Annotated in this window: 27 protein-coding genes; 7 read left to right on the forward strand and 20 right to left on the reverse strand. The window is 70.8% G+C overall.

The annotated features are described in order from the left end of the window. The first annotated feature begins 86 nt into the window (after window positions 1-86). Window positions 87-557, forward strand: a complete 471-nt coding sequence (locus ACFVBH_RS36860; protein ID WP_379008986.1) for a MarR family winged helix-turn-helix transcriptional regulator — start codon at window positions 87-89, stop codon at window positions 555-557. A 15-nt stretch (window positions 558-572) separates the two neighbouring features. Here ACFVBH_RS36860 and hisI read toward each other — a convergent pair whose 3' ends face one another. From hisI to ACFVBH_RS36930, 14 genes are all read right to left on the reverse strand, one after another. Then, entirely contained in the window at window positions 573-935 is a 363-nt protein-coding gene (gene hisI / locus ACFVBH_RS36865) for a phosphoribosyl-AMP cyclohydrolase (RefSeq protein WP_354991592.1), read from the reverse strand. Further along, a complete protein-coding gene (hisF, locus tag ACFVBH_RS36870; protein WP_354991591.1) occupies window positions 932-1,705 on the reverse strand; it encodes an imidazole glycerol phosphate synthase subunit HisF in 774 nt (257 codons plus the stop codon). The genes hisI and hisF overlap by 4 nt, the downstream gene beginning before the upstream one ends. Continuing rightward, window positions 1,702-2,595 (reverse strand): inositol monophosphatase, encoded by an 894-nt coding sequence (locus tag ACFVBH_RS36875; protein WP_354991590.1) that lies wholly within the window; start codon window positions 2,593-2,595, stop codon window positions 1,702-1,704. Before ACFVBH_RS36875 ends, hisF begins: the two co-directional genes overlap by 4 nt. A gap of 4 nt (window positions 2,596-2,599) precedes the next feature. Further along, window positions 2,600-3,331 carry a bifunctional 1-(5-phosphoribosyl)-5-((5-phosphoribosylamino)methylideneamino)imidazole-4-carboxamide isomerase/phosphoribosylanthranilate isomerase PriA gene (gene priA, locus ACFVBH_RS36880; RefSeq protein WP_354991589.1) on the reverse strand — a complete coding sequence of 244 codons (732 nt, stop codon included), beginning with the start codon at window positions 3,329-3,331 and terminating at the stop codon, window positions 2,600-2,602. Between the two features lie 182 nt (window positions 3,332-3,513). Then, window positions 3,514-3,963: a MarR family transcriptional regulator gene (locus tag ACFVBH_RS36885; RefSeq protein WP_354991588.1), complete on the reverse strand. Its 450-nt coding sequence runs from the start codon at window positions 3,961-3,963 to the stop codon at window positions 3,514-3,516. Window positions 3,964-4,112: 149 nt separating this feature from the next. Next, window positions 4,113-4,748 carry an imidazole glycerol phosphate synthase subunit HisH gene (hisH, locus tag ACFVBH_RS36890; RefSeq protein ID WP_354991587.1) on the reverse strand — a complete coding sequence of 212 codons (636 nt, stop codon included), beginning with the start codon at window positions 4,746-4,748 and terminating at the stop codon, window positions 4,113-4,115. After that, on the reverse strand, window positions 4,745-5,392 hold the full coding sequence (gene hisB / locus ACFVBH_RS36895) for an imidazoleglycerol-phosphate dehydratase HisB (protein WP_354991586.1): 648 nt from the start codon (window positions 5,390-5,392) through the stop codon (window positions 4,745-4,747). The genes hisH and hisB overlap by 4 nt, the downstream gene beginning before the upstream one ends. Continuing rightward, entirely contained in the window at window positions 5,389-6,519 is a 1,131-nt protein-coding gene (locus ACFVBH_RS36900; protein WP_379008993.1) for a histidinol-phosphate transaminase, read from the reverse strand. Before ACFVBH_RS36900 ends, hisB begins: the two co-directional genes overlap by 4 nt. Continuing rightward, a complete protein-coding gene (hisD, locus tag ACFVBH_RS36905; RefSeq protein WP_354991584.1) occupies window positions 6,516-7,853 on the reverse strand; it encodes a histidinol dehydrogenase in 1,338 nt (445 codons plus the stop codon). The genes ACFVBH_RS36900 and hisD overlap by 4 nt, the downstream gene beginning before the upstream one ends. A 305-nt stretch (window positions 7,854-8,158) precedes the next feature. After that, the gene (gene yidC / locus ACFVBH_RS36910; protein WP_379008997.1) at window positions 8,159-8,968 is read right to left on the reverse strand and encodes a membrane protein insertase YidC; all 810 of its coding nucleotides are present in this window, start codon (window positions 8,966-8,968) and stop codon (window positions 8,159-8,161) included. A gap of 78 nt (window positions 8,969-9,046) precedes the next feature. Further along, window positions 9,047-9,343 carry a DUF6412 domain-containing protein gene (locus tag ACFVBH_RS36915; RefSeq protein WP_379009000.1) on the reverse strand — a complete coding sequence of 99 codons (297 nt, stop codon included), beginning with the start codon at window positions 9,341-9,343 and terminating at the stop codon, window positions 9,047-9,049. Between the two features lie 22 nt (window positions 9,344-9,365). After that, window positions 9,366-9,653, reverse strand: a complete 288-nt coding sequence (locus tag ACFVBH_RS36920) for a putative quinol monooxygenase (RefSeq protein WP_379009002.1) — start codon at window positions 9,651-9,653, stop codon at window positions 9,366-9,368. A gap of 243 nt (window positions 9,654-9,896) precedes the next feature. After that, window positions 9,897-11,483 carry a serine/threonine-protein kinase gene (locus tag ACFVBH_RS36925; protein WP_354991264.1) on the reverse strand — a complete coding sequence of 529 codons (1,587 nt, stop codon included), beginning with the start codon at window positions 11,481-11,483 and terminating at the stop codon, window positions 9,897-9,899. A 360-nt stretch (window positions 11,484-11,843) separates the two neighbouring features. Beyond that, window positions 11,844-12,707 (reverse strand): arylamine N-acetyltransferase, encoded by an 864-nt coding sequence (locus ACFVBH_RS36930; protein WP_379009006.1) that lies wholly within the window; start codon window positions 12,705-12,707, stop codon window positions 11,844-11,846. 111 nt (window positions 12,708-12,818) lie between these two features. Between ACFVBH_RS36930 and ACFVBH_RS36935 the strand changes: the two genes are divergently transcribed. Beyond that, a complete protein-coding gene (locus tag ACFVBH_RS36935) occupies window positions 12,819-15,299 on the forward strand; it encodes an FtsX-like permease family protein (RefSeq protein ID WP_379009008.1) in 2,481 nt (826 codons plus the stop codon). Window positions 15,300-15,319: 20 nt separating this feature from the next. On the opposite strand, the gene ACFVBH_RS36940 is transcribed toward ACFVBH_RS36935, so the two are convergent. After that, the gene (locus ACFVBH_RS36940) at window positions 15,320-16,315 is read right to left on the reverse strand and encodes an alpha/beta hydrolase family protein (protein WP_379009010.1); all 996 of its coding nucleotides are present in this window, start codon (window positions 16,313-16,315) and stop codon (window positions 15,320-15,322) included. A gap of 206 nt (window positions 16,316-16,521) precedes the next feature. On the opposite strand from ACFVBH_RS36940, the gene ACFVBH_RS36945 reads away from it, so the two are divergent. The 4 genes from ACFVBH_RS36945 (at window position 16,522) to ACFVBH_RS36960 (ending at window position 19,728) form a co-directional block, all read left to right on the forward strand. Next, window positions 16,522-17,700 carry a winged helix DNA-binding domain-containing protein gene (locus tag ACFVBH_RS36945; RefSeq protein ID WP_379009012.1) on the forward strand — a complete coding sequence of 393 codons (1,179 nt, stop codon included), beginning with the start codon at window positions 16,522-16,524 and terminating at the stop codon, window positions 17,698-17,700. A 276-nt stretch (window positions 17,701-17,976) separates the two neighbouring features. Further along, window positions 17,977-18,900: an ATP-grasp domain-containing protein gene (locus ACFVBH_RS36950; protein WP_379009015.1), complete on the forward strand. Its 924-nt coding sequence runs from the start codon at window positions 17,977-17,979 to the stop codon at window positions 18,898-18,900. A 77-nt stretch (window positions 18,901-18,977) separates the two neighbouring features. Beyond that, window positions 18,978-19,463, forward strand: a complete 486-nt coding sequence (locus tag ACFVBH_RS36955) for a TerB family tellurite resistance protein (protein WP_354991258.1) — start codon at window positions 18,978-18,980, stop codon at window positions 19,461-19,463. Between the two features lie 82 nt (window positions 19,464-19,545). Next, window positions 19,546-19,728 carry a hypothetical protein gene (locus ACFVBH_RS36960; protein ID WP_354991257.1) on the forward strand — a complete coding sequence of 61 codons (183 nt, stop codon included), beginning with the start codon at window positions 19,546-19,548 and terminating at the stop codon, window positions 19,726-19,728. Between the two features lie 45 nt (window positions 19,729-19,773). Here the strand turns inward: ACFVBH_RS36960 and nadC are convergent, their stop codons facing one another. The 4 genes from nadC to nadA all read right to left on the reverse strand — a co-directional run bounded on the left by nadC (window position 19,774) and on the right by nadA (window position 24,149). Beyond that, complete coding sequence (nadC, locus tag ACFVBH_RS36965; protein ID WP_354991256.1) at window positions 19,774-20,634, reverse strand: carboxylating nicotinate-nucleotide diphosphorylase; 861 nt, start codon at window positions 20,632-20,634, stop codon at window positions 19,774-19,776. A gap of 142 nt (window positions 20,635-20,776) precedes the next feature. Beyond that, complete coding sequence (locus tag ACFVBH_RS36970) at window positions 20,777-22,423, reverse strand: L-aspartate oxidase (RefSeq protein WP_379009020.1); 1,647 nt, start codon at window positions 22,421-22,423, stop codon at window positions 20,777-20,779. Next, window positions 22,423-23,109 (reverse strand): hypothetical protein, encoded by a 687-nt coding sequence (locus tag ACFVBH_RS36975; RefSeq protein WP_379009022.1) that lies wholly within the window; start codon window positions 23,107-23,109, stop codon window positions 22,423-22,425. The genes ACFVBH_RS36970 and ACFVBH_RS36975 overlap by 1 nt, the downstream gene beginning before the upstream one ends. 2 nt (window positions 23,110-23,111) lie before the next feature. Further along, window positions 23,112-24,149, reverse strand: a complete 1,038-nt coding sequence (gene nadA / locus ACFVBH_RS36980; RefSeq protein ID WP_379009025.1) for a quinolinate synthase NadA — start codon at window positions 24,147-24,149, stop codon at window positions 23,112-23,114. A 76-nt stretch (window positions 24,150-24,225) separates the two neighbouring features. Between nadA and ACFVBH_RS36985 the strand changes: the two genes are divergently transcribed. Beyond that, a complete protein-coding gene (locus tag ACFVBH_RS36985; protein ID WP_354991252.1) occupies window positions 24,226-24,975 on the forward strand; it encodes an NUDIX domain-containing protein in 750 nt (249 codons plus the stop codon). Between the two features lie 28 nt (window positions 24,976-25,003). Here ACFVBH_RS36985 and ACFVBH_RS36990 read toward each other — a convergent pair whose 3' ends face one another. Further along, window positions 25,004-25,165 (reverse strand): hypothetical protein, encoded by a 162-nt coding sequence (locus ACFVBH_RS36990; RefSeq protein WP_379009028.1) that lies wholly within the window; start codon window positions 25,163-25,165, stop codon window positions 25,004-25,006. Between the last annotated feature and the right edge of the window lie 154 nt (window positions 25,166-25,319).

Raw genomic sequence — 25,319 nt, forward strand, 5'->3', positions numbered from 1 at the left:
GCTCCACCGTCCGCCGGACTGACCAGCGCTACATGTCACTTGGCTGCTACGAGAGGGCTGGCACGGTGACGAAGTGGTTGAATCCCATGGAACAGCGAGCGTGGCGCAGCGTCATCGCGCTGATGACCAGGCTTCCGGCCGCCCTGGACACCCAACTCCAACGTGAGTCCGGGATTACCCATTTCGAATACTTCGTGATGACTCTGCTCTCCGAAGAACCAGGCCACCGGTTGCAACTGAGTGAGCTTGCGCAAAAGGCAAATGCATCGCTATCACGCCTCTCGCACGTGATTTCCAAACTCGAACGGCTCGGCTGGGCGGAACGCGTCACCATTCCCGGGCGGCGCGGCGCGCAGGCCGTCCTGACCGACGCGGGCTTCGAGAAAGTGACCGAGGCCGCGCCCGGCTATCTGGAATGCGTGCGCGGGCTGGTCTTCGACGGGCTGGACAAAGAACAGACCAAAGAGTTGCTCGAACTCAGCGAGGCCATGGTGCAGCAGCTCGAAAAGGGAATGGCCCGCGGAATGGGCCGTTCCGGCCGTCCCCCGAGCCATTGATCCGGCGGCGTCCGCCTACTCCCCCGATGCCCCGTCCGGGCGAGCCAGCAACACATCGGTATCGAAACACGTGTGCGTGCCGGTGTGGCAGGCCGCGCCCTCCTGATCGACGATCAGCAACACGGTGTCGCCGTCGCAATCCAGGCGCACCTCGTGCACGTACTGGGTGTGGCCGGAGGTCTCGCCCTTGACCCAGTACTGCTCGCGCGAGCGCGAATAGTACGTGCCCTTGCGGGTTTCCAGCGTGCGGGCCAGGGCCTCGTCGTCCATCCAGGCCATCATGAGCACGTCGCCGGTGGCGCGTTCCTGCGCCACGGCGGCGAACAGACCGTCGGCGTTGCGCTTGAGGCGGGCGGCGATGGCGGGATCCAGACTCATCGGACCACGATCCCTTCGGTGCGCATGGCGTCCTTGACCTGGCCGATGGTGAGGTCGCCGAAGTGGAAGACGCTGGCGGCCAGCACCGCGTCGGCGCCGGACTGCACGGCGGGGGCGAAGTCCTCGACCTTGCCCGCGCCGCCGGAGGCGATGACCGGAACCGAGACCGCGGCACGCACGGCGCGGATCATGGTGAGGTCGAAGCCCGCCTTCGTGCCGTCGGCGTCCATGGAGTTGAGCAGGATCTCCCCGACGCCGAGTTCGGCTCCGCGGGTTGCCCATTCGACGGCGTCGATGCCGGTGCCGCGCTTGCCGCCGTGCGTGGTGACCTCCCAGCCCGAGGGGGTGGGCGGCTGATCGGCGGGGACCGTGCGGGCGTCGACCGAGAGCACGATGCACTGCGAGCCGAAGCGCTGGGACATCTCGCGCAGCACCTCGGGGCGGGCGATGGCGGCAGTGTTCACCGAGACCTTGTCCGCGCCCGCGCGCAGCAGGCGGTCCACGTCCTCGACCGTGCGCACGCCGCCGCCGACGGTGAGCGGGATGAAGATCTGCTCGGCGGTGCGGGTGACCACGTCGATCATCGTGCCGCGGTCGCCGGTGGAGGCGGTGACGTCCAGGAAGGTCAGCTCGTCCGCGCCCTGCGCGTCATAGGTGGCCGCCAGTTCGACGGGATCGCCCGCGTCGCGCAGGTTCTCGAAGTTCACGCCCTTGACCACCCGGCCGGCGTCCACGTCCAGGCACGGAATCACACGCACTGCCAACGTCATTGCTGCTGCCTCTCCTGCGACACCGCGGCCGCCGCCGCCGGATCGGCCGGGGGTTCGGTTGCGCCGCTCACGGTTTCCCGCACGGTGTCGTCGATCATGTCCAATAGTTCTTCGTGCACGCCGGGCGCCGCCGCGAGCACCGAACCGGATTCGATGGTCCAGTCGCGCCCGCGCAGGTCGGTGACGACCCCGCCCGCCGCCCGCACCAGGGCCACGCCCGCGGCGTTGTCCCAGGGATGGTGGCCGAAGACCACCGCTCCACCCAACACCCCGGAGGCGGTGTACGCCAAGTCGATTCCCGTCGAGCCGTGCATGCGGACGCGACCGGACAACCGGCTCAGCGCGCCCAGCAGGTTGAACCGGAAGATGCCGGGGATGCGGCCCGCGCCGTCGATGTTGAACGCGCCGAAGCCGATCATGGCGTCGGCGAGTTTGGCGCGCTCCAGCGGCGGCAGCGGCTGGCCGTTCAGGAAGACCGGGCCGCCGAGCGCGGCCGCGTAGCGCTGACCGAGACCGGGCAGCCACGTCAGCCCGATGACCGGTTCGCCGTCTCGCACCAGGGCCAGCAGCATGCCCGAAAGCGGGTGTCCCGCCGAATAATTGAAGGTGCCGTCGATGGGGTCGAGCACCCAGGTGGTGCCGGAGGTGAGTTCGGGGCCGCCGAATTCCTCACCGTGCACCGGGAATCCGGTGCGCTCGGTCAGCTGTGCCGACAGGGTGCGCTCGAGTTCGAGATCGAGTTCGGTCGCGAAGTCGCCGCGGCCCTTCTGGACCGCGCTGGGCGCGCCGACCCCTTCCACGAAACGCGACGCCACCCCGTCGAGGGCGCCACTGGCGATGGTGAGCAGAGCGGCGAGGTCGGCGTCCTTCGGGCGCAGCGCGGCGGCCATCGGCTCAGCGCACCGCCGTGAGAGCTTCGGGCAGGGTGAAACGGCCCGCGTACAGGGCCTTGCCGACGATCGCGCCCTCCACGCCCTCGGGGACCAGGGTCGCGATGGCGCGCAGGTCGTCGAGGGTGGAGACGCCGCCCGAGGCGATGACGGGCGCGTCGGTGGCATTGGCCACCTGCAGCAGCAGGTCCAGGTTCGGGCCGGTCAGGGTGCCGTCCTTGCTGACATCGGTGACCACGTAGCGCGAGCAGCCGTCGCGTTCGAGGCGCTCGAGCACCTCCCACAGGTCGCCGCCGTCGGTGACCCAGCCGCGCCCGCGCAGCCGGTAGTCGCCGTCGATCAGCTTGACGTCCATGCCGACCGCGATCTTGTCGCCGTATTCGCCGATGGCGCGCCGGCACCACTCGGGATCCTCGATGGCCGCGGTGCCCAGGTTCACGCGCGCGCAGCCGGTGGCCAGGGCGGCCTTCAGCGATTCGTCGTCGCGGATGCCGCCGGAGAGTTCGACCTTCACATCGAGTTCGCCGACCACTCGGGCCAGCAGATCACGGTTGGATCCCTTACCGAACGCCGCGTCCAGATCCACCAGATGGACCCATTCGGCGCCGTCGTTCTGCCATGCCAGGGCGGCGTCGCGCGGCGAACCGTAACTGGTTTCGCTGCCCGCCTCTCCCTGAACCAGGCGCACGGCCTCACCATTGGCGACATCGACGGCAGGTAGCAGCACAAGACTCACGCAAGCATCCTAGTGGCTACCGAACTCATCCCCACTACCGGGGCTTTCGCCGGAATCGAGTCGGTTCCGCTCCCGAGCCGGCCGGACGCGGCCGCCGGGATACGGCGGATGCGGGCCACCGGGCGACCCGCGACCGGCAGCGAGCGCGGCGGACAGCAGGCGCGGCGCGGCGGGTGTGGCCGTCAGCGGGCGTGCTGCTCGAGGACGCGGTTGAGGAGCAGGACGAAGGTGGCCCGGTCCGCGGTGGAGAAGCCGGGCAGGAGTTCGGCCTGGGCGGCTTCGAGCCGGGTGTCGAGGTCGGCCAGGTGGGCGGCGCCCACCCGGGTGAGGCTGATGATGTTGCGGCGGCGGTCGGCGGGGTCGGGGGTCCGGTGGACGAAGCCGCGACCGGCCAGGTCGTTGACGGCCGCGACGATGTCGCTGCGGTCGATGCGGGTGCGGCGGCCCAGTTCGGCCTGGCTGTCCGGGCCGAACTCGTCGAGGGTGGCGAGCAGTGCGTAGTGGTGGCGCCGGGATCCGGTGGGCTCCAGGGCCCGGTCGGTGGCGCGATTGGCGACGACGGCGACCTGGCTGATCAGCCGGGTCGGCAATGCCCGCACCCGCCCGGAGGCGCCCTCGTGCGCGATGTCCATGCGAGCAAGATAATCCTCGGAAGGGCATTTCCGCGCGCACTCACCCCGGCGGTCCGAGCACCGGTGGGCCCCGATCGCCGCGCTCGATCCGGACACCCGCCGGGAACACCGAAACCCCCACCGGCGGCGGGGGTTTCGTGTTGTTCGGTTCAGAGTGACAGCACCCAGTTACGCAGCAGCTGCGCGCCCGCGTCGCCCGACTTCTCCGGGTGGAACTGGGTGGCGCTGAGCGGGCCGTTCTCCACCGCGGCCAGGAACGGCACACCGTGCTCGGCCCAGGTCAGCTTGGCCGGGGGCAGTGAGCTGTCGCCCTCGTTCCAGCCCCAGGTCTGCGCGGCGTAGGAGTGCACGAAGTAGAAACGGGTGTCGGCGTCCATGCCCCCGAACAGCACGCTGTCCGCGGGCGCCTTGACGGTGTTCCAGCCCATGTGCGGCAGGACGGGGGCGTCCAGCCGCTCCACGGTGCCGGGCCATTCGCCGCAGCCCTCGGTCTCGACGCCGAATTCCACGCCGCGCTCGAACAGGATCTGCATGCCCACGCAGATGCCGAGCACCGGACGGCCGCCCGCGAGGCGGGAGCCGATGATCCGGTCACCGCGCACCCCGAGCAGACCCGACATGCACGCCTCGTACGCGCCGACGCCGGGCACCACGAGACCGTCCGCGTTCAGGGCGAGTTCGGGATCGGCGGTGACGGTGACGTCCGCGCCCGCGCGCACCAGCGCGCGTTCGGCCGAGTGCAGGTTGCCCGAGCCGTAGTCCAGCAGGGTGATCTTCTTGCTCATAGGGTTCCCTTGGTGGAGGGGATGCCGGAGACCCGCGGATCCGATTCCACCGCAGCGCGCAAAGCCCGTGCGACGGCCTTGAATTCGGCCTCGGTGATGTGGTGCTGATCGCGGCCGTAGAGCACCCGCACGTGCAGGGCGATGCGCGCGTTGAGCGCGATGGACTCGAAGACGTGCCGGTTCAGGACCGTGGAGTAGGACGCACCGGGCCCCGCCGACGGAATGACGGTGTGCAGCAGGTGTTCCGGCTCCCCGGTGTGCACGCAGTACGGCCGCCCCGAGACATCGACGATGGCCTGGGCCAGGGTCTCGTCCATGGGAATGAAGGAGTCGCCGAACCGGCGGATCCCCTTCTTGTCGCCCAGGGCCTGGGCCAGCGCCTGGCCCAGCACGATGGCGGTGTCCTCGACGGTGTGGTGCGCCTCGATCTCGATGTCGCCCTTGGCCGCGACGGTGAGATCGAAACTGCCGTGCTGACCGAACGCGGTGAGCATGTGGTCGTAGAACGGGACGCCGGTGGAGATGTCGGTCTTGCCGGTGCCGTCGAGGTTCAGTTCGACAACGATGCTGGATTCCCGGGTGGTGCGTTCCACCCGCGCGATTCGGTTCATGCTCGCTTCCATGGTCGGTGTGGGTTCGGTCATCGCCGGACCAGCTCGGTGGCCGCCAGTTTCGCACTGACACGCAGCAATTCGTCGTTCTCCGCGGCCAGGCCGACGGTGGCGCGCAGGTACCCGGGGATCCCGACGTCGCGAATGAGCACGCCCTCGTCGAGGTACCGCTGCCAGGTGGCGGCGGCGTCGGCGAAGTGGCCGTAGAGCAGGAAGTTGGCGTCCGAGGGGATCACGTCGTACCCCATCTCGCTCAACGCGGCCGCGACCCGATCGCGCTGGGCGGCGAGTTCGGCGACGCTGGCCAGGGTTTCGTCGGCGTGGCGCAGGGCCGCGCGCGCGGCGGCCTGGGTGACCACCGACAGGTGGTACGGCAGTCGCACCAGCAGCATCGCGTCGATGATCGCGGGCGCGCCCACCAGGTAGCCGAGGCGGCCGCCGGCGAAGGCGAACGCCTTCGACATCGTCCGCGAGACAACCAGTTTGGCCGGGAAGCGGTCGATGAGCGACAGGGCGCTCGGCGCGTTCGAGAACTCGCCGTACGCCTCGTCCACCACCACGATGCCGGGGGCGACGTCGAGGATCCGTTCCAGATCACCGGCCGGAATGCTGTGCCCGGTCGGATTGTTGGGGCTGGTCACGAACACCACGTCGGGACGGCGCTCGGCGATCACGGCCACGGCGTAGTCGATGTCGAGGGAGAAGTCGCCGTTGCGCTTGGCCTCGACCCATTCGGTGTCGATGCTCTCGGAGATGATCGGGTGCATGGAGTAGGACGGCACGAAACCCAGTGCGCTGCGGCCGGGTCCGCCGAAGGCCTGCAGCAGCTGCTGCAGGATCTCGTTGGAACCGTTGGCGGCCCACACGTTCGACACGTCCACCGCGACGCCGGTCTGCTTGCGCAGGTAGGCGGCGAGTTCGGCGCGGAGGAACACCGCGTCCCGGTCCGGGTAGCGGTGCAGGTCGGCGGCGGCCGCGCGCACCGACTCGGCGACGTCGTCCACCAGGGCCCGGCTCGGCGGGTGCGGGTTCTCGTTCGTGTTGAGCTGCACCGGCACCGTCAATTGCGGTGCGCCGTAGGGGCTCTTGCCCCGCAGGTTCTCGCGCAGCGGCAGATCGGCGAGCGAGATCGAGGCACCGGGCACGGTCGCCGCGCTCACGACAGGTCTCCGAAGCGCACCTGCACGGCCTGGCCGTGCGCGGGCAGATCCTCGGCGTTCGCCAGCGCGACCACGTGCGCGGCAACGTCTTTCAGCGCCGCCTCGGAGTAGTCCACGACGTGGATGCCGCGCAGGAAGGTCTGCACGCTCAAACCCGAAGAGTGCCGGGCGCATCCGGCGGTGGGCAGCACGTGGTTGGAGCCCGCGCAGTAGTCGCCGAGGCTGACCGGGGACCACGCGCCCACGAAGATCGCGCCGGCGCTGCGCACCCGGGCGGCCACCGCGGCGGCGTCGGCGGTCTGGATCTCCAGGTGTTCGGCGGCGTAGGCGTTGACCACGCGCAGACCCTGGTCGATATCGTCGACCAAGACGGTGCCGGACTGCTTGCCGGTCAGCGCCGCCACGACGCGATCGCGGTGCTTGACCACGGCCAGCTGCGCGGTCAGCGCGGCGTCCACGGCGTCGGCCAGCTCGACGCTGTCGGTGACCAGCACGCTGGCCGCCAGCACGTCGTGCTCGGCCTGGGAGATGAGGTCCGCGGCCACGTGCGCGGGATCGGCGGTGGCGTCGGCCAGGATCGCGATCTCGGTGGGGCCGGCCTCGGCGTCGATGCCGACCAGGCCGCGGCACAGCCGCTTGGCGGCGGTGACGTAGATGTTGCCCGGACCGGTGATCAGGTCGACGGGTTCCAGTTGCGCGCCGTCGGTGTCGACGCCGCCGTAGGACAGCAGGGCGACCGCCTGCGCGCCGCCGACGGCCCAAACCTCTTGCACGCCCAGCAGTTCGGCCGCGGCGAGGATGGTCGGGTGCGGCAGGCCGCCGAACTGCGCCTGCGGCGGGGAGGCCACCACCAGCGAGTCCACGCCCGCGGTCTGGGCGGGCACGACGTTCATCACGACGCTGGAGGGGTAGACCGCGTTGCCGCCGGGCACGTACAGCCCGACCCGCTCGACCGGCAGCCAGCGTTCGGTGACGGTGCCGCCGGGGACCACCTGGGTGGTCTTGTCGGTACGGCGCTGATCGGCGTGCACGGTGCGGGTGCGGTCGATCGCGACCTCGAGCGCGGTGCGCACGGCCGGATCGAGTTCGGCCAGGGCCCTGACGAGTTCGGCGGCGGGCACCCGCACGGTGGCGGGGGCGATGCCGTCGAACTGCCGGCTGAACTCCTGCGCGGCCGCCACGCCCCGATCGCGGATGGCCTCCACGACCGGCCGCACGTGATGCAGCACCGAGTCCACGTCGACGCCCCCGCGCGGCAGCGCCGCGCGCAGTTCGGCAGCAGTGGGAGTACGTCCGCGCAAATCGTCGCGGGCGAGCTCGATGCGGCTAGTCATAGCGGTGTGCGGTCCTTGTCTCTGATGAACATCTGCTGATCATGCTCGAGCGGTTGCCGAGCAGCCGAAACTGCTCGCGACCAGGTACCAGACTATCGGGTCCGCGCCAGCCGGTTTCCGGCCACACCGGCCCGGCCCGGACACGCCGCCCGGCGGTGCGACCGGAGTCACAGCGCCGGGCCGCTCGGGGTCACCGCGCCGGGCCTGCCCGAGGCACCGCACGCGGCCCACCCGAGGCACCGCACCCCGCCCGGCCAGGTCATCGCACCGGGCCCGGCGGGGTCACCGCACCGGGCCGGGCAGGGTCACCGCACCGGGCCCGGTGATTCGGCGTTCCCGCCGGTCATGGCTCCCGTGCTCGGATTCATCCGGCGGTGGATCAGGTGCTGCTGTGCGAAGGTGCAGGCGTTCTGGGTGAGGAAGTACAGCAGGATCGCCACCGGGAAGATCGCCCCGGCGAGCAGGGCGCCGGCCGGGAAGACCCACAGCGTCAGGGTGTTCATGATCCGGGTCTGCGGCGTCGGTTCGACACCGCTCTCGAGCTGGCGGGCCACCGCGAAGCGCGCGGTGAAGTGGGTGGCGACGGCGGCGACGAGCATGAGCGGCACCGCGACGACGGCGACGGTGAACAGCGCGTCACCGGCCCCCGACAGGGTCGCCGCGAGCGGCGCGCCCAGGAATTTCGCCCCGAGGAACGAGTCCACCTGGGCGGCCGAGAAGACGTAGTTGCCGGTGTCGGCCCGCTGGAACGACCGCAGCACGTGGAACAGGCCGATGAACACCAGCGCCTGCCCCACCATGGGCAGGCAGCCGCCCAGCATGCTGACCCCGTGCTCCTGGCGAACGCGTTGCAGTTCGGCGGCCTGTTTGGCGGCGTCGTCGGGATATTTGCGCTTGATCTCGGCGAACTCGGGCTGCAGTTTCACGAGTCCGCGCTGAAACCTGGCCTGTGCGAAGAAGGATCGCAGCAGCAGGGCCCGCAGGGTCAGGACCAGGAACACGATGGCCAGCACCCAGGCCGGGCCGCTGTCCGCGCCGAGCAGGGCGGCGAACACGGTGTGCCACAACCAGAGCACGGCGGACACGGGGTAATAGACGAAGTCGAGCAAGGGCACCTCACGGTGAGGAACCCGCGCATCGGCGCGGGCTGAGCGAACGAGGGCAGCGGCTGCCCGGCCACGCCATCGGCGTGGTCAGGCCGTCACGACCCCCGGTGCTCGCGGCCGAGGCCGCCCCGCGGTATCCGGATTGCTCTGGCGGAGAAAGGCTCCCCGCCGCCGTCGTTCCGCCGATGCCGGCGGCCCCGCGCGTTCGCCGGTGCGGACCAGCGGCCCGCGCGCGGCGAGCATGGCCGCGGTGACCGCGACCAGCGCGGTAACACCCAGCACCAGCAGGGAATTCGGTTCGGTCGAGGCCAGGAACAACATCGCCCACGCGGACACGACGACGGCGCTCACCAGCGCCAGGGTCGACTCGGTCCGCGTGCTCACGCCCTCGACACTACCGCGCGGTTCACTCCGCGACGAGGCGGCGAATCACCGGCGGCTCGGCGAGCACGCCCTTGAAGTCCTTGCCCGCCTGCTGGAAATGCGCGCTGGTGAAATGCGCGTCGATGGCCGCGGCGTCGGCGTACTCCTCGATCATGGCGACCCGGGTCGCGTCGCTCGGGTCGACGTAGGGCCGATAGGCCAGGCAGCCGGGTTCGGCGAGGGACGGCTCGACCAGGCCCTGCAGGATGGCGAGCAGGCGGTCCTGCTGGCCGGGCAGCGCGCGGAGTTCGGCGACGACGTGGACGCTCATGGGGCATTCTCCCTACTGCGGTCCCGACTCTCGGATGACCGCCGCATCCCATAGTGCTGTAGCGCCGCGGGGGCTGCGACGGCAGCGCCGGATTACCGGGGAACCGGTGGCGCCGGATCGCCGGGTGACGCTTCGGGTCGCGGATTCTCCGGTTGCCGGGCGCCCCGGCGGAACGCCCCGAATCCCCCGGGAAAGCACTTGCGCCGCACCGGATTCCGGTGCGGCGCAAGGACGGGGTACGGCTCAGAACTTGGTGTTGCTGTCGATCTTGAAGTTGCCGCCGCCGGTGTCGACCACCCGCAGGGTCATCGACTTGTTCTGCGAGTTGGTCGCGACGCTGCCCACCAGGATGTCCGCCGAGCCGTCGGCGTTCTCGCTCTCCGCCCAGCCGCGTGCGCCGTTGATGGTGGAGTAGCGGGTGACGCGGTTGTCGGTCCAGTACGTCTGGAACGCGCCCTGGCTGCCGTAGACCTGCTGGGCGGCCGGGGTGAGCTGGTTCCAGGCGTCGGCGAAGGACAGGTACACGATGCCGTCGTAGAACTTCGAGACGGTGTCGACGCCGCCCTGCACGGTCACCTGGCTGACGCTCTTGGTCTCGCCGAGCGAACCGGGCGCGCCCTTGCCGGTGCTGGTGGACGGGGTGGCCTTGGTCGCGCTGGTGTCGCCGCCGTTGGCATCCGGGGTGCCGGAGTCGCCGGAGCTGAGCACGCCGAAGATCACCGCGCCGGCCACGACGACCGCCGCGACCAGGGCCATCCAGACGAACTTCTTGCTGGAACCGGCCTGCTCGCCGTGCGGTTCCATGCCCGAATGGGTGGGCGGGCCGCCCGCGGGCGGGCGCGGCGGCGGGGTTTCGAGCAGTTGGGCCTGGCTCATGGCGCCGGTCGGGATATCGGCACTGCCGGAGTTGCGGCGTTCCATCTGCCGGGTGTTCTGGCGCGGCGGGGCCGGGCGGGGCGGCATCGGCTGCGGGGTCGCCGGGCCGTTGCGGCGCGCGGCCAGCACGCGGGTCGCCTCGGCGTCGGGGCCCAGCTCGGCGAAGTCCGCCATGATGTCGCGCACGTCGTGCATGCTCGGCCGGTCGTCGGGCTCGAAGCTGAGCAGCGAGAGCAGCAGATCACTGAGCGGGCCGGCGTTGCGCGGCTCGCTGATCTGCCCGTTGGCCGCCGCGTACAGCAGCGCCAGCGGGTTCGGGTTCGTGCCGTACGGCGGTTCCCCCTCGAGCGCGTGGAAGAGCGTCGCGCCGAGTGCGAAGACGTCGGCGGCCGGGCTCGGCTCGGCCCCGCGCGCGACCTCGGGTGCGAGGTAGGCGGCGGTACCGGAGATGAGCCCGGTGGCGGTGAGGGTGACATCGCCCTTGGCCTTGGAGATGCCGAAGTCGGTGATCTTCACCGCGCCGTTGTCGCCGAGCAGGATGTTGCCCGGCTTCACATCTCGATGCACGATGCCCACGCGATGCGCGGCGATCAGCGCCGAGGCGACCTGCTCGCCGATGCGCGCGACCTGCGGCAGCGGCAGCGTGCCCTGCGCGGAGAGCACCACCGCCAGCGACTGCGAGGCGAGGTACTCCATCACGAGGCAGGGATCGCCCTCGTGCTCGGTAATGTCGAACACCACAATGGCGTTGGGATGCTGGAAGCGGGCGGCATTGCGGGCCTCACGGGCCGCGCGCTGACGCACGATGTCCTTGTCGGCCGCGGACAGGCTCGGCTGGGTGATGATCTGCTTGACCGCCACCGAACGCTCGAGCCGTTCGTCGACGGCTCGCCAGACGACACCTGTGCCGCCGCTACCAATCCGTTCGACCAGGCGGTAATGCCCTGCGATCACTTGGCCGGTTTCGATGGCACTTCTCCGAAATTCTCCGCGATGGTGACTGTGACGACGCGGTTGCCCGCGTGTTTCCCCGCACGAGTGTAGCGGTCCGCGAGCGTCCCGCCGACGTCAGCGTGAGATATGAGCGAGATCTCGGTGAGATCTGCGCCGCAATCCGGTTTCGATTGTGCCGCAGTGCACGCGATTCCGCAGCTCAGAGCGCCTTCATGACACGACACGAACTTGCGCGGCCGACACGGAAACGACGCGGCCGAGCGGGTGCTCACCGGCACGTCGTGGCGGGCGCGGTCAATTGAATGTCCGATTTACACCATTTCTCCTACACCGCAAGCCTTTCGACTTGCCGCTTCAACCCTATTCCGGCGGTGTGATCCAGCTCCCGCGCACGAGCGCCGCCGCGTCGGGCGCGTCGAGTTCGATATCGAAGACCTCGAGCAGCACCTTCGGCAGGTCGGCGAGCTCGATCTCCCGGCTCGTTCCGCCGCCGTCCGGGAACTCGGTGGTCCACGTCAGGCCGTCCAGGACCTCGTGCACCTCGGGGGTGAAGCGCTGGACGAACGGGCGGGCGGTGAACGGCGAGCGCGGCGAGGTCGAGACGAAGTGATTGCCGACCGCCGAATCGATGCGGTACTGCGGATCCAGGGTGAAGCTGTAGCGATCCACCCAGCCGTCACGCCCGAACTGGTACAGGGTCCACAGCTCCCCGCCGAGCGGGCCGGCGCCCCGTTCGAGGCGGAAACGCCATGCGCCGAGCGCGAATTCACCGGGCGACTGGACCAGCGGGACGGGCGCGAGCGGACCGGCCCCGAATCCGACGTCGCAGAGCCACCGTTCGCCGTCGAGGGTGACCAGCAGCAGGGCGTGGGTGGCGGGCCGTAAACCGCTCGCGCCCATGCTGACCCGGCCCGCCAGCCCGGTGAACTCGAAGCCGAGGCGTTCGAGCGCGGCCGCGAACAGGCCGACGTTCTCGTAGCAGTAGCCGCCGCGCCGGCGGCGGATCATCTTGTCCTGCAGCGCGGGCACGTCCAGCGGAACACCGCGCCCGAGCAGGATCTCCAGGTTCTCGAAGGGCAGGCTCGTGGTGTGCGCGTGGACCAGGGCGCGCAGGGTCGCCAGGGTCGGCGTGCGCTCCCCCGCGTACCCGATGCGGGCCAGGTACGCCTCCAGGTCCAGCTCCGCGCCGTTCCAGGTGTAGGACGGGTCCACCGGTGTGCTCATCGCTGCCTCTCCTCGACTGACGTTCCGCACCGTGCAACCCCGCAGGGCGCGCGCCTGTTCCGGCGGCCGCGATCATGGACAGTCACAGTTCACGGCCCATAGCCTGGGCCGATGATCGCGCTGCTGGATCGCCTACGGCTGTTGCATATTCGTGAGTTCACCACGCATTGGGGGCGCACGGCCGGATCCATCGTGGTGATGGCCGTGTCGTCGATGTTCCTGGTGGCGGTGCTCGGCATCTCCGGTTCGCTGACCGGGTCGGCGGATCCGGCCGGGCTGGCGGGCGATGCCGCGCTGGAGGTCTCCGGGGTCACCGACGCCGGGTTCGCCGAGGCGGTGCGGGCGGACGTTGCGGCGGTGCCGGGCGTGCGCACCGCCGCTCCCGTGCTGCGGGCCAATGCCGGGCCGGACGACGATCCGCTGCTGCTGCTCGGGCTGGACGCCACCGCGCGGGAGCTCGGCGGCGGACTCGGCGGCGCGCTGGACGAGGACCGGCTCACCGCGCTGGCGACCGTACCCGGCGGGGTCCTGGCGGGGCCGGCGGCCGGATACGCGAAAGGCGATGTCGTACAGCTGCGTTCGGGGCGGGTCACCGTCGCGGCGGTGCTCGGCGACGACGGCGGCGAACTCAACGACGGGCACTACCTGATCGCGCCGCTGCCGCTGGCTCAGCTCGTCACCGGGCGGGCCGGGCAGGTCGATTCCGTGCTGCTGGTGACCGACCCGGATGCCGATGCCGCACAGGTCCGTTCGGCGGTCACCGCCGCGGTGGCCGGGCGGGCGCTGGTGGGCGAACCCGCGATCCGCGCCGCGCAGAACGGAAACGGCGTGCTCATGGTGCGCCTGATGGCGGCCATGGGCGCGGGCATCGCGTTCGTGGTGGCGGCGTTCCTGATCTACAACACCATGAGCATGGCGCTGGCGGGCCGGCGGCCGGTGATCTCCATGCTGCGCGCGATCGGCGGGCGGCGGCAGACAATCGTGCGCGACGTGCTGGCCGAGGCCGCGGTGCTCGGGCTCGTCGGCGGGGCGATCGGTTCCGCGCTGGGCGTGGTGGCCGGGCGCTACGCCATCGGGCTGCTGCCTGCCGCGTTCACCCAGATGTTGCAGGCGCGGCTGGAGTACCTGCTGCCCTGGTACGCGATTCCGGCGGCGATCGTGGCGGCCGTGCTCACCAACGTGCTGGCCACCGCGCTGGCGGCGCGCCAGATCTATCGCATGGCGCCGGTGGAGGCGCTGGCGCCGGTCGGGGCGGCGCACTCGGACCGGGTGCCGGTGCGGGCGCGGGTCGTGGCCGGGGTGCTGGCGGTGGTTTTCGGCGTCGCGACGGTGCTCGTCATGCGCGCCCACCTGGGGCTGTTCGCCGCGGTGGGACTGGGTTTCGCGTTCGCCGCCGAGATCGCGCTGGCGTTCGCGCTCGGCGGGCCGATCGTGCGCGCGGCGGGTGCGCTGGCGCGCAGGCTGGGGCGGGCGGGGGTGCTGGCCGGGGTGAACATCGACCGCGCGCCGCGCCGGGTGTGGGCGACCACCATGACGGTCTGCATCGCGGTCACGATGACGCTGACGATCACCGGGGCCAATGCCGACGCGGTGCGCTCGGCGCGCGACACCTTCGAATCCCTTGCGGACAGCGATCTCTGGGTGAGCGTGACCCCCGAGGACCTGGTGCCCACCCCGCTGCTGCCCGCGGAGGTGGCCGAGCGCGTCGCGGCGGTGCCCGGGGTGGAGCGGGTGGTGCAGGGGCAGTTGGCGTTCGCGACCTTCGCGGGCACCAAGGCGCTGATCTACGGGGTGGAGCCGGGCGGCAACTTCGCCATGACCGCGGCCCTGGACGCGGAGACCCACGAGCGGCTGCTCGCGGGCGAGGGCGTGGTGATCAGCCGCGATCTGGCTCGGACACTGGGGGTTTCGGCCGGGGACGAGATCCCGGTGCAGACCCCCACCGGGGAGCAGCGCACCCGGGTGCTGGCCGCGATCCCCTACTTCTCCGCGCTCACCGGGGCCGCGTCCATGAGTCTGGCGCTCATGCGGGAGTGGTTCGACCGGCCCGGCGCGAGCACGCTGCAGGTCGAGGGCGTGCCGGGCGGCGACCGGGAGCGGCTGCTGGCCGACGTGCGCGCGGCCCTGCCGCCGGAGGTGCACGCGTACACCGGCGATGCCGCGCTGGACGGGGTGAGCAGGTCGATGGAGCAGGGCCTGGTGCTCTCGCGGGTGATGCTGGTGTTGGTGGCGTTCATCGCCGCGATGGCCCTGCTCAACACCCTCACCCTGGCGCTGCTCGAACGCCGCCGCGAATTGGGCATCCTGCGGGCCATCGGTTCCAGCCGCCGCTTCGCGCTGCAGATGGTGCTGGCCGAAGCCGCGGGGATAGGGCTGGCCGGGACCGCGCTCGGCGTGGTGTTCGGCCTGGGCAACCAGGTCCTGTACGCCTACCTGGCCGGGGACATGATGGGCTTGCAGATCACCGCCCGCCCCGGTCCGTTATTGGCCGTATTCGCCTTCGCCGCACTGGCATTGAGCCTGCTGGGCTCGATTCCGCCGGCCCTGCGCGCGGCGCGGCTGAACATCGTCGAGGCGGTGAGCGCGGACTAGCGCGATGCGACCCGGCCCGCTCACGCGGCGCATTTGGCGCCGGCGGGCGCGTCGGGGGCGGTGTTGATGTTGTTGGCGACGTCGATCAGATAGTCGCTGTTGCGGGGTTCGTCTTCCAGGAGCAGGCGTTCCACCACGCAGCCGGATTCGAAGAAGACCGGGCCGACGCCGTGCCCGGCGGGCGCGACGGTGCCGTCGAGGTCGCGGCCGCTGATGACGGTGTAGAGGGAGACCGACTTGCCCGCGGCCACCAGGGCCGCCCGCATCTCCACCGACGAGGTGAACGGGACCAGGGTGTCGGCGGTGCCGTGCAGCAGGATGGTGCGGCGCACCGTGATTCGCGGGGCGAGCAGGGCCGGGGAGCGGGCGATGTACGCGCCGGGGCAGGCCCAGGGCGCGCAGTCGCCGGCGTCTCGTTCGATCTGGGCGCGCAGGTCGGGGGCGGCCAGGGGGCCTTCGAGCCAGGAGCTGAAATCGTCCGCCTGGCCGAAGGTGCTCACCCAGTAGTCGTAGGTGCCGGGCGGGGCGTACGCGGCGGCCAGGCCGCTGGTGAGCCCGCCCTGACTCCAGCCCCACAGCACGGTGCGGCGGATGTCCGGATGCTCGTCGCGATACCACCGCGTGGCGGTGACGGTGTCGCGCCAGCCCGCCCACACGTTCCAATCGCCGGTGCGCCAGCGACTCTCGGCGGAGCGCTGGTCCATGGTGAGCAGCGGGGTTCCGGTGCGGCGCACGATCGAGGACAGGTAGTCGGGGAAGTCGGCGGCGCTGCCCGCGTGACCGTGCACGGCCACGACCAGGCTGCCGGGGTTCAGGTCGCCGGGTGTGCTGCGATAGGGCTCGTAGACCCGGCCGGTGGCGGTCTCGCCGTCGACGGTCAGGCTCACCGGGCGGATGTCGACCCGCAACCCTCTCTCCGGCGCGGCCGAAACACCGGGTGCGGCAACGATCGTCGCCGCCAGGACGCCCGCCATGACCATGGTGCTCACCGAGAGCCGCCGAATCCCGTGTCGCATCGCGGAATCATGACACGCGCGAGCACGGGTGCGGTGTACCTCGGCGCCGTGCCGCGCGCGGGCAGTGGCCGATCACGCGACGCGGCTCGCGCGGGTGGTCGCCGCACCGCTCGGTGGCGGGCACTCCGGCCGCGAACGCCGGACGCCGAGTCCGGCCCGATCCGCACGCCGGGCCCGCCGTCCGGCGACCCGGCTAGGATTCGCCCATGCGTTCGATGAGTGTGGAGCAGCGACGAGCCCGGATCGGGGTCAGGCATCGGCTGGCCGAGTCGGCCCGGGTCGAGACGGCGGAGGCCGCCGCGCGCTCGATGGTGGTGCTGCACGCCACCGATCCGGCCACGGTGTTCCTGTCCGTTGCCGCGCGCACGCGGGGACTCGAACCCGCACACGTGGAGAAAGCGCTGTACGACGATCGGACGCTGCTGCGCATGCTGGCCATGCGGCGCACCATGTTCGTGGCGCCGGCCGAACTCGTCCCCGCGCTGCAGGCCTCGTGCGCGGAACCGCTGGCGCACAAGCAGCGCAAGACCTACGGCCGCTTCATCGAGAACGCGGGCGTCGTGGACGGCGACGTCGCGGCGTGGCTGGCCGAGGTGGAGGAGGAAACGCATACGGCGCTGCTGGCGCGCGGGGCCGCGACCGGCGCGCAGCTCAGCAAGGATGTGCCGCGCCTGCGCACGCAGATCGACGCCGCACCCGGCAAGTCGTACTCCAAGCCCACCAGCATCACCACCTGGATCCTGGTGATCCTGGGCTGCCAGGGCCGCATCGTGCGCGGGCGGCCGAACGGTTCGTGGAGTTCGAGCCAGTACACCTGGTCGCCCATCGAATCCTGGCTGCCCGGCGGCATTCCGGAGATCACCGCCGAGACCGCGCGCACCGAATTGCTGCGACAGTGGCTGCGCACCTTCGGCCCGGCCCCGATCTCGGACATCAAATGGTGGACGGGCTGGAGCCTGACCGAGGTCCGCAAGGCCCTGACCCACTTGGACACCGTCGAGGTCGAGTTGGACGGCGGCACCGGACTGCTGCTCGCCGATGATCTGGATCCGGTGTCCACTCCCGAACCGTGGGTGTCCCTGCTGCCCGCTCTCGACCCGACCCCGATGGGGTGGCAGTCCCGCGACTGGTATCTGGGCGAGCACGGCCCCGCGCTGTTCGACCGCAACGGCAATATCGGCCCGAGCATCTTCTGGAACGGCCGGATCGTGGGCGGCTGGGCCCAGCGCGGCACCGGCGAGATCGTCTGGCGGCTACTGGAAGACGTCGGCTCGGACGCCGAGAAACTGATCGAGGCCGAGGCCGCCCGCCGCACCACCTGGTACGGCGAGGTCCGCCCGGTCCCCCGGTTCCGAACCCCGCTCGAACGCGAACTGACCGCCTGACGAGTCGATTTCGGCGCACCGCCCCGCCACGACGATCGCTGAACCCGAACCCGCCGACTCCGAACCGGCCGAGCGTCCGTCGATCCGTGCGGCCGCGCGCTTCCCGGGAGCGCGCGGAGATTCACGGGGCGCGCGGATGCGGACCGGCCCCGGGGCACGCAGACATCGCTGTCCGCACATCCACAGCCGCGCTGTTCGAGTCGGCTCGTGCGCACCCCGGCCGCGGCTGATCCGGGCGCGGACCCGGTCGCTCTGCGGCCGGGTACGGTGAGCCGCATGGGGGAGATCGACGACACGCGGGTGTCCGGGCTGCTCGTGCCGGCGGACCCGCTGCGGGGCACACGGGTGGATCCGCATTTCGCGCGGGAGGCCGTCGCCGCACGGGAACTCGGCGCGGACGTGGTCCGGATCGATCACGACGCGCTGCTGCGGGGCGATCTCGGTGCGGCGCTGCGGGCGGTGCCCGAGTCGGGCGCGCGGCTCGTTTATCGCGGCTGGATGATTCCGGCCGATCGCTACGCCGACCTCGAGACAGGGTTACGCGAGCGCGGCGCCGAACTATCGACGCCGGCCGTGGAATACCGGCGTGGACACGAATTCCCTTGTTGGTATCCGCATTTCACCGATCACACCCCCGCGAGTGCGTGGATTCCGGGTGACGGCGCGCCCGAATCGACGACGCTCGCCGCCGCTGCCGCGAATCTTCCGCGCGGCGCGGCCATCGTCAAGGACTGGGTGAAATCACGCAAACACGAGTGGGACAGTGCGTGTTTCGTGCCCGACCTGGCCGATACCGACCGGCTCGAACGGGTCGTGCGAACCTTCGCCGAACGGCAGGGCGAATTCCTCACCGGCGGAATTGTGTTGCGCGCCTTCGAGGAATTCACCGGGGCCGAGGCCCGGGTGTGGTGGGTGCGCGGAGAACCCGTGCTGGTGACCGCGCACCCGGATACCCCGGACCTCGTGCCCGATGCTCCCGTCCACGAATTCGCGGCGGCGGTAAGCACTTTCGGTGCCCCATTCGTCACCACCGATCTCGCGCGGCGCACGGACGGCAGCTGGCGGGTCATCGAGGTCGGCGACGGACAGGTCAGCGATCTGCCCGCGAACACCGACCCGATCGCGCTGCTCACCGGAATCCTTGCGGCGCCGGTGGATCGCCCGGAGCTTTCTCAGCGTCCGCCCGGCACCCACTGTTAGGGTCGTTCGGTACGCAAGCGCAGTCCGGACAACCACGCGGGGGTCTGTGGGTCCGGGAAATCAGTTCGGAGTGTGTCATGGCCTTCCTGCACCGCCTCATGTCCAACGCGACCTCGATCAGCCGCCTGCTCGACAGCGCGCCGAAGTGGCGCGAGCAGCTGCTCACCAAGCGAAACGAACTGCGCGGGGGGACCTTCCGCGATGCCACCATGGGCATCTGCGCGCTGGTCGCGGCGGCGGACGGCAGCATCGATCCCGCCGAGCGCATGCGCGTGGCCCAGCTCATCGGCGCCGATCCGATCCTGCAGCACTTTCCCACGGACGAACTGCGAGCGCTGTTCGAGGACAACTGCAATCGCATCACCATGGATCCGGCATTCGGGCGGGCCTATGTCATGCAGCAGATCGCCAAGGCGACCGGAAAACCCACCGAGGCACGGGCCGTAGTGCAAATGGGCATCATGATCGGTAATGCCGACGGCAGTTTCGATGCCCATGAAGTTGCTGCCGTCAAGGAAGCTTGCCAGGCTCTGCATCTGGATCCGCACGAATTCGGCTTGTAAAGAGCCCTGGAAACCGCTGGACTAATTTCTGGCAAACGCGCAGGCTTGGTTCGTTTGGTGTCCGAGCGAGGGGTGCTTGCGAATGGCGATCCAGGGCTTTCTGAATATCTTTTTCGATACCGTCGCGCCCAATCGCGGGTGGCGATACTGCGGAATGTGCGATGCCAGCGGGTCATTCGGCTATGCCGATGACGGTTCGACGATTTTCTGCTCCGCCTGCGGCGGCACCGGCTGGATGGCCGACGCGCCCAGCTACAACCGCTAGCCGAGCGCGCCGCCGTTCCGGCGATTTTGTAAGGCTTTCCTGCCCTTACATATCCAGACCCAGGTCCAGCACGCGGACCGAATGGGTCAGTGCGCCGACCGCGAGGTAATCGACGCCGGTGCCCGCGTAATTCGCCGCATCCGCGAGGGTCAGGCCGCCCGACGATTCGAGAATCGTCCGCGGGGAGCGTGTATTCCGGCGCTGCACCGCCGCCTGCGTCGCCCACAGCGGAAAGTTATCCAGCAGCACCAATTCGACGTTTTCCGACAAAACGGCGTCGAGTTGTTCGAGGCTGTCCACTTCCACTTCGCATTCGATAGTGGGATTCAATTCCTTTACCGCGCGCAGGGCGGCGACCACGGACCCGGCGGCCACGACGTGGTTGTCCTTGATGAGCGCGGCATCGCCCAATCCCATGCGATGGTTCACGCCGCCGCCGACCCGGACCGCATATTTCTGCAGGGCACGCAGACCCGGCAGCGTTTTGCGACTGTCGCGAATACGGCATTTCGTGCCCTCCACCGCGTCGACCCATTCCGCGGTCGCGGTGGCGATTCCGGACAGGTGACACACGATGTTCAGCAGCGTGCGCTCGGCGGTGAGCAGACCGCGGGTCGGGGCCACCAGGCGCAGCACCGCATCGCCCGGGCGCACCCGGGTCCCGTCGGGCACCCGCTCGGTGATCTCGTAATTCCCTTCGCCCAGTACTTCGTCCAGCACCAGCAGGCCCACATCGAGACCGGCCACGGTACCGGGCTGACGCGAGGCCATGACGGCCTTGGCGACGGCATCGGCGGGAACCGTTGCCAGGGTGGTGATGTCGGGGCCGTAGCGCAGATCCTCATCGAGGGCGGTGCGAATGAGCGCGAGCACCTCGTCGCGATCGAGTCCGGCGTCGAGGGTCATGGGAGCACTCCTTCTACGAAGTCCCGGCCGGCGGTATCGCCGTCGGCGCGGCGCGAGATGCGCTGGGCCCGACGGTGCTCGCGGCCGTGCGGGTGGTTCGCGGCGCGGTCTCGTTCGGCGAGCGCGCCGGCGCGGGGGCGGGTCATCGGGCGGCCGGGGCCGGGTCGCGTCGCCACGTCGGCGCGAGTCCTGTTCCGTCGGTGACCAATTGCGGACGGCCGTCCGCGCCGAGCCGGACGACGGTGCTGCGGCGCAGCTCCTCGCGCGGCTCGGGATGATCCGAACGGGTATGGCAGCCGCGGGATTCGGCGCGGGCCGACGCGGCGAGCAGCAGTGCGCGCGCGGTGAGGGTCAGCGCGGCGTCCTCGAGGTCGCGCACGATCGCGGCCGTCGACTCCGCGCGCACCTGCCCGTCGGGGTCCGGCGACTCCGCGAGCAGCCCGATGAGACGCAGCACCCCCGCGCGCAGGCCGTCTCCGTCGCGCACGACGGCGGCCTGCTCGGTCATCAACTCCTGCAACAGCTTGCGATCGGCGCGCGGCAGGGCGTGCGGCGCGCCGCCGGTGAGTTCCGCCGGGTCGATGCGGGTCGCCGCGCCCACGCGTTCGCCGGCGGCCGCGCCCACGCGTTCGCCCACGACCAGGCCTTCCAGGAGACTGTTGGAGGCGAGCCGGTTCGCGCCGTGCAAGCCGGTGCGCGCCACCTCGCCCGCGGCGTAGAGGCCGGGAACCGCGGTGCGGCCGTGGGTGTCGGTGACCACGCCGCCGCACTGGTAGTGCGCGGCGGGTGCGACCGGGATGAGGTCGGTGCGCGGGTCGAGCCCGGCGGCCCGGCAGGAGGCGGTGATGGTCGGGAAGCGTTCGGCGAAGCCGTCCAGGGCACGGGCGTCGAGGTAGACGTGATCGGTTCCGAGGGTGCGCATGCGCTCGGCGATGGCGCGCGAGACGATGTCGCGCGGGGCCAGATCACCGCGCGGGTGCACCCCGGCCATGACCGGATCACCCTGCGAGTCCACGAGTGTCGCGCCCTCGCCGCGCACCGCCTCGCTGATGAGCGGGCGTCTGCCGAGCCCGCCCGGGGTGAAGAGCACGGTGGGATGGAACTGCACGAATTCCAGGTCCGAGACGAACGCGCCGGCCCGCAGCGCGAGCGCGATGCCGTCGGCGGTGGCCCCGGGGGGATTGGTGCTGCACGCGTACAGCTGCCCGAGCCCACCGGTGGCCAGCAGGACGGCCGGCGCGTGCACCAGCCCGAAACCCTTGTCCGACACCGCGATCACGCCGCGCACCCCTTCGGGCCCGGTCACGATCTCGACCACCGCGGCCCCGAACAGGATCGGCAGCCCGGCCGCGTTGAGCGCCCGCTGCACCTCGGCCCCGGTGGCGTCGCCCCCGGCGTGGATGATCCGCCGCGTGCTGTGCCCGCCCTCGCGGGTCCGCGACACCTCCCCGTCCCGCCCGAGGTCGAACACGGCCCCGAGGTCGGTCAGCGCCGCGACGGCGTCGACCCCACCCTCGACGATGGATCGCACGGCGTCGGTCTCACACAGTCCGGCCCCCGCGACGACGGTGTCCCGCACGTGCGATTCCACCGAATCCCCGTGCGGCGCGACGACGGCGATCCCGCCCTGCGCGTACTGCGTGGAGGTGTCGGTGGCCCCGCCCTTGCTCAGCGTGAGCACCCGCAACCCCCGCAGCGAGGCGGTCCGGGCGGCCGTCAACCCTGCCACCCCGCCCCCCACGACGACGAGGTCGACCTCGGCCTCCCACTCGACAGGCAAGCCACCCATCACGTTTCCTTTCGCGCGCCGACCGGTACCAGCGCGAAACCGCGCCCGCCCGGCGGAATCCGGCGCGATCCGGCCGGCAGGCCGAGCACCCCCGGAGCCGTCGTGCGCCGCTCCGGCGCTCCGGTGCCGCAGCGGCAGACAGCCGTCCCGGCGGGATAGTCACCGGCCCGAACCTCGCTCGACGCCGCGAGAGCGCCGAGTTCCGTTCCGCCCGATGCCGTTCCGGCCACGTCGCGCGTGGCAGTCAACGCGGCAGGTTGGTTGAACTCCGTCCGGCCGTGGCCGGCGGACTCCCGCCGGAGATCACCGTCCGGAGCGAAATCGCGCCCGGCGATCGCATCGATCAGCCGGGACGGCGAAACACGTTCGGCGACATCATCGTCGCGCCGCGCCGGATGCCCGGCCGCGTTCCTGCCGGCGGATTCGGAGCCGACCAGCGGCGCGCAGGCACAGTCTCGTGCCGGGCGCCCTCGCACGACAGCGTTGCTACGGACGAGCCGGGCGACGGCGGCGGTGAGGGGGGTGATGGCCGCGCGGGCTGTGCGGGCCAACGGGGTTTCGGGTCGCCAGCCGGTCAGGAGGCGGGTGCCGGTGGGGCGGATGAGCGGGCGGGGCAACCGGATTCGGGGGCCGTCCGGGGTCGCCCGGGGCCCGGCGGGCCTGGCCGCCGGGATCTGGGGCGACATGGTTATTCCCCGCCGCCCGGGTTGCCGATCTCGATCATGCGCTGCACGGAACCGCAGGCCAGGGCGGCGGTTTCGAGGTCGACGTGCACCTCGTCGCGGTTCTCCAGGAGGCAGCGCAGCAGCGCCGCGGGGGTGATCATCTTCATGTACGCGCAGGAGGCGCGGTCGTTCACGGCCTGGAAGTCGATGCCGGGCGCGGCTTTCCGCAGCTGGTGCAGCATGCCGACCTCGGTCGCGACCAGGACCTGCTTCGACTTCGCCGCCTTGGCCGCGTCGATCATGCCGCCGGTGGACAGGATGTGCACCCGGTCGGCCGGGAACTCGCCCGCGCCCGCCAGGTACAGCGCCGAGGTGGCGCAACCGCATTCGGGGTGCACGAACAGTTCCGCGTCCGGGTGGGTGCGGGCCTGCTCGTTCAGCTCGTCACCGTTGATGCCGGCGTGCACGTGGCACTCGCCCATCCAGATGTGCATGTTCTCGCGGCCGGTGATGCGCTTGACGTGCGCGCCCAGGAACTGGTCGGGCAGGAACAGCACCTCGCGGGCGGGGTCGATGGAGGCGACCACGTCCACGGCGTTCGAGGAGGTGCAGCAGATGTCGGTGAGCGCCTTCACCGCGGCCGTGGTGTTCACGTACGACACCACCAGGGCTTCGGGGTGCTCGGCCTTCCATTCGCTCAACTGCTCGGCGGTGATGGAATCGGCCAGCGAGCAGCCCGCCCGCTGATCCGGGATGAGGACCGTCTTCTCCGGGCTGAGGATCTTGGCGGTCTCGGCCATGAAGTGCACGCCGCAGAAGATGATCGTGCCCTCGGGGGCCTCGGCGGCGATGCGGGACAGCGCGAGGGAGTCGCCGACGTGATCGGCCACGTCCTGGATCTCGGGCAGCTGGTAGTTGTGCGCCAGGATCGTGGCATTGCGCTCGCGCGCCAGTCGCTTGACCTCCTGAGCCCACTCGGGGGTGGCATCGACGCCACCGAATCCCGACGGTCCATCGGTGATGCGCTCCGCGAGCGTCATCGTCGCACCGGGTGCAGCCATGGCTGGCTCCTTCTCTCATGCGCTCGGCCCCATCGCCGATTCGCATCCAATCGGTTTTCGACTTAGAATCGAAAACGTGGCCCATCGTAGCACCATCCACGAAACGCTCACCGCCGTGTACCAGGTTCGCCGCTTCCCCGGAGATGTCACCGCAGGTCAGGGCGGTGCGCCCGCCAATGAACACCGTTGCCCGCCCGGTCAGCGGACAGAATTGGCGGTACTGCTGTGGGAGCGCGCACTGGACCCCGCCAAGGGCACCTGGTCCCTGCCGGGCGGCAAATTGCGCACGGACGAGGATCTGGACACCTCCGCGGCCCGCCAGCTCGCAGAGAAGGTGGACGTGCGCGAGTTGACGCACCTGGAACAGCTCTCGGTCTTCAGCGACCCGGATCGGGTGCCCGGTGACCGCCGCATCGCCTCGGCCTACCTGGGCCTGGTTCCGCTGACCGCGGATCCGCAGCTGCCGCCGGACACCCGCTGGCACCCGGTCTCGGCGCTGCCGGACATGTCCTTCGACCACGGGATCGTGGTCGAGCACGCGCGCACCCGGCTGGCCGCCAAGCTCTCGTACACGAACATGGCGTTCGCGCTGGCCCCGCAGCGCTTCACCATGTCGACCCTGCGGGAAATCTATTGCGCCGCACTGGGATACGACGTGGACACCACGAACCTGCAGCGGGTGCTGACCCGGCGCGGCGTCATCACCCCGACCGGGGACACGGCCTCCCCCGGCCGCGCGGGCGGGCGGCCCGCGGCGGTGTATCGCTTCGCCGACAACGAGATCCGCGTGACGGACGAGTTCGCGGCGCTACGACCGCCGAGCTGACGGACAAGCTGTACTCAGCCCTCGAAACTCAGCCCTCGCGCTTGCGGTGCTTGGCGGTGCGCTTGTACGCGCGCCCACTCGGAATCGGCTGCGCCGCATTGGATCGCCGGATGGCATGGCGCTGCCGCCAGGCCGTGAGATCCGGTCGTTCCGCCGGGGTTTCCGGGGCACGATCGGTATGCGCTGTCATCGCCGTACCCCCGTGTCGTGAAGTCGACTTCAGGGTAGGGACGGACGCGGCGGGGGGGGCCCCCCGATTTGGGGGGGCGCCCCCCCCCGGGGGGGGGGCGCCGGAGCCCCGGGGGGCGCCCCCGCGGGGGGGGGAGTAGCGGGGGGGGGAGCGG

This window comes from Nocardia sp. NPDC057668 (assembly GCF_042799795.1).
Classification (GTDB): domain Bacteria; phylum Actinomycetota; class Actinomycetes; order Mycobacteriales; family Mycobacteriaceae; genus Nocardia.

Bases quoted from the DNA above. Each gene is read 5' to 3' on its own strand.
- ACFVBH_RS36860 (WP_379008986.1), top strand. From the start codon at position 87: ATGGAACAGCGAGCGTGGCGCAGCGTCATCGCGCTGATGACCAGGCTT.
- hisI (WP_354991592.1), bottom strand. From the start codon at position 935: ATGAGTCTGGATCCCGCCATCGCCGCCCGCCTCAAGCGCAACGCCGAC.
- hisF (WP_354991591.1), bottom strand. From the start codon at position 1,705: ATGACGTTGGCAGTGCGTGTGATTCCGTGCCTGGACGTGGACGCCGGC.
- ACFVBH_RS36875 (WP_354991590.1), bottom strand. From the start codon at position 2,595: ATGGCCGCCGCGCTGCGCCCGAAGGACGCCGACCTCGCCGCTCTGCTC.
- ACFVBH_RS36885 (WP_354991588.1), bottom strand. From the start codon at position 3,963: ATGGACATCGCGCACGAGGGCGCCTCCGGGCGGGTGCGGGCATTGCCG.
- hisH (WP_354991587.1), bottom strand. From the start codon at position 4,748: ATGAGCAAGAAGATCACCCTGCTGGACTACGGCTCGGGCAACCTGCAC.
- hisB (WP_354991586.1), bottom strand. From the start codon at position 5,392: ATGACCGAACCCACACCGACCATGGAAGCGAGCATGAACCGAATCGCG.
- hisD (WP_354991584.1), bottom strand. From the start codon at position 7,853: ATGACTAGCCGCATCGAGCTCGCCCGCGACGATTTGCGCGGACGTACT.
- ACFVBH_RS36920 (WP_379009002.1), bottom strand. From the start codon at position 9,653: ATGAGCGTCCACGTCGTCGCCGAACTCCGCGCGCTGCCCGGCCAGCAG.
- ACFVBH_RS36930 (WP_379009006.1), bottom strand. From the start codon at position 12,707: ATGAGCACACCGGTGGACCCGTCCTACACCTGGAACGGCGCGGAGCTG.
- ACFVBH_RS36935 (WP_379009008.1), top strand. From the start codon at position 12,819: ATGATCGCGCTGCTGGATCGCCTACGGCTGTTGCATATTCGTGAGTTC.
- ACFVBH_RS36940 (WP_379009010.1), bottom strand. From the start codon at position 16,315: ATGCGACACGGGATTCGGCGGCTCTCGGTGAGCACCATGGTCATGGCG.
- ACFVBH_RS36945 (WP_379009012.1), top strand. From the start codon at position 16,522: ATGCGTTCGATGAGTGTGGAGCAGCGACGAGCCCGGATCGGGGTCAGG.
- ACFVBH_RS36950 (WP_379009015.1), top strand. From the start codon at position 17,977: ATGGGGGAGATCGACGACACGCGGGTGTCCGGGCTGCTCGTGCCGGCG.
- ACFVBH_RS36955 (WP_354991258.1), top strand. From the start codon at position 18,978: ATGGCCTTCCTGCACCGCCTCATGTCCAACGCGACCTCGATCAGCCGC.
- ACFVBH_RS36960 (WP_354991257.1), top strand. From the start codon at position 19,546: ATGGCGATCCAGGGCTTTCTGAATATCTTTTTCGATACCGTCGCGCCC.
- nadC (WP_354991256.1), bottom strand. From the start codon at position 20,634: ATGACCCTCGACGCCGGACTCGATCGCGACGAGGTGCTCGCGCTCATT.
- ACFVBH_RS36970 (WP_379009020.1), bottom strand. From the start codon at position 22,423: ATGGGTGGCTTGCCTGTCGAGTGGGAGGCCGAGGTCGACCTCGTCGTC.
- ACFVBH_RS36975 (WP_379009022.1), bottom strand. From the start codon at position 23,109: ATGTCGCCCCAGATCCCGGCGGCCAGGCCCGCCGGGCCCCGGGCGACC.
- nadA (WP_379009025.1), bottom strand. From the start codon at position 24,149: ATGGCTGCACCCGGTGCGACGATGACGCTCGCGGAGCGCATCACCGAT.
- ACFVBH_RS36990 (WP_379009028.1), bottom strand. From the start codon at position 25,165: ATGACAGCGCATACCGATCGTGCCCCGGAAACCCCGGCGGAACGACCG.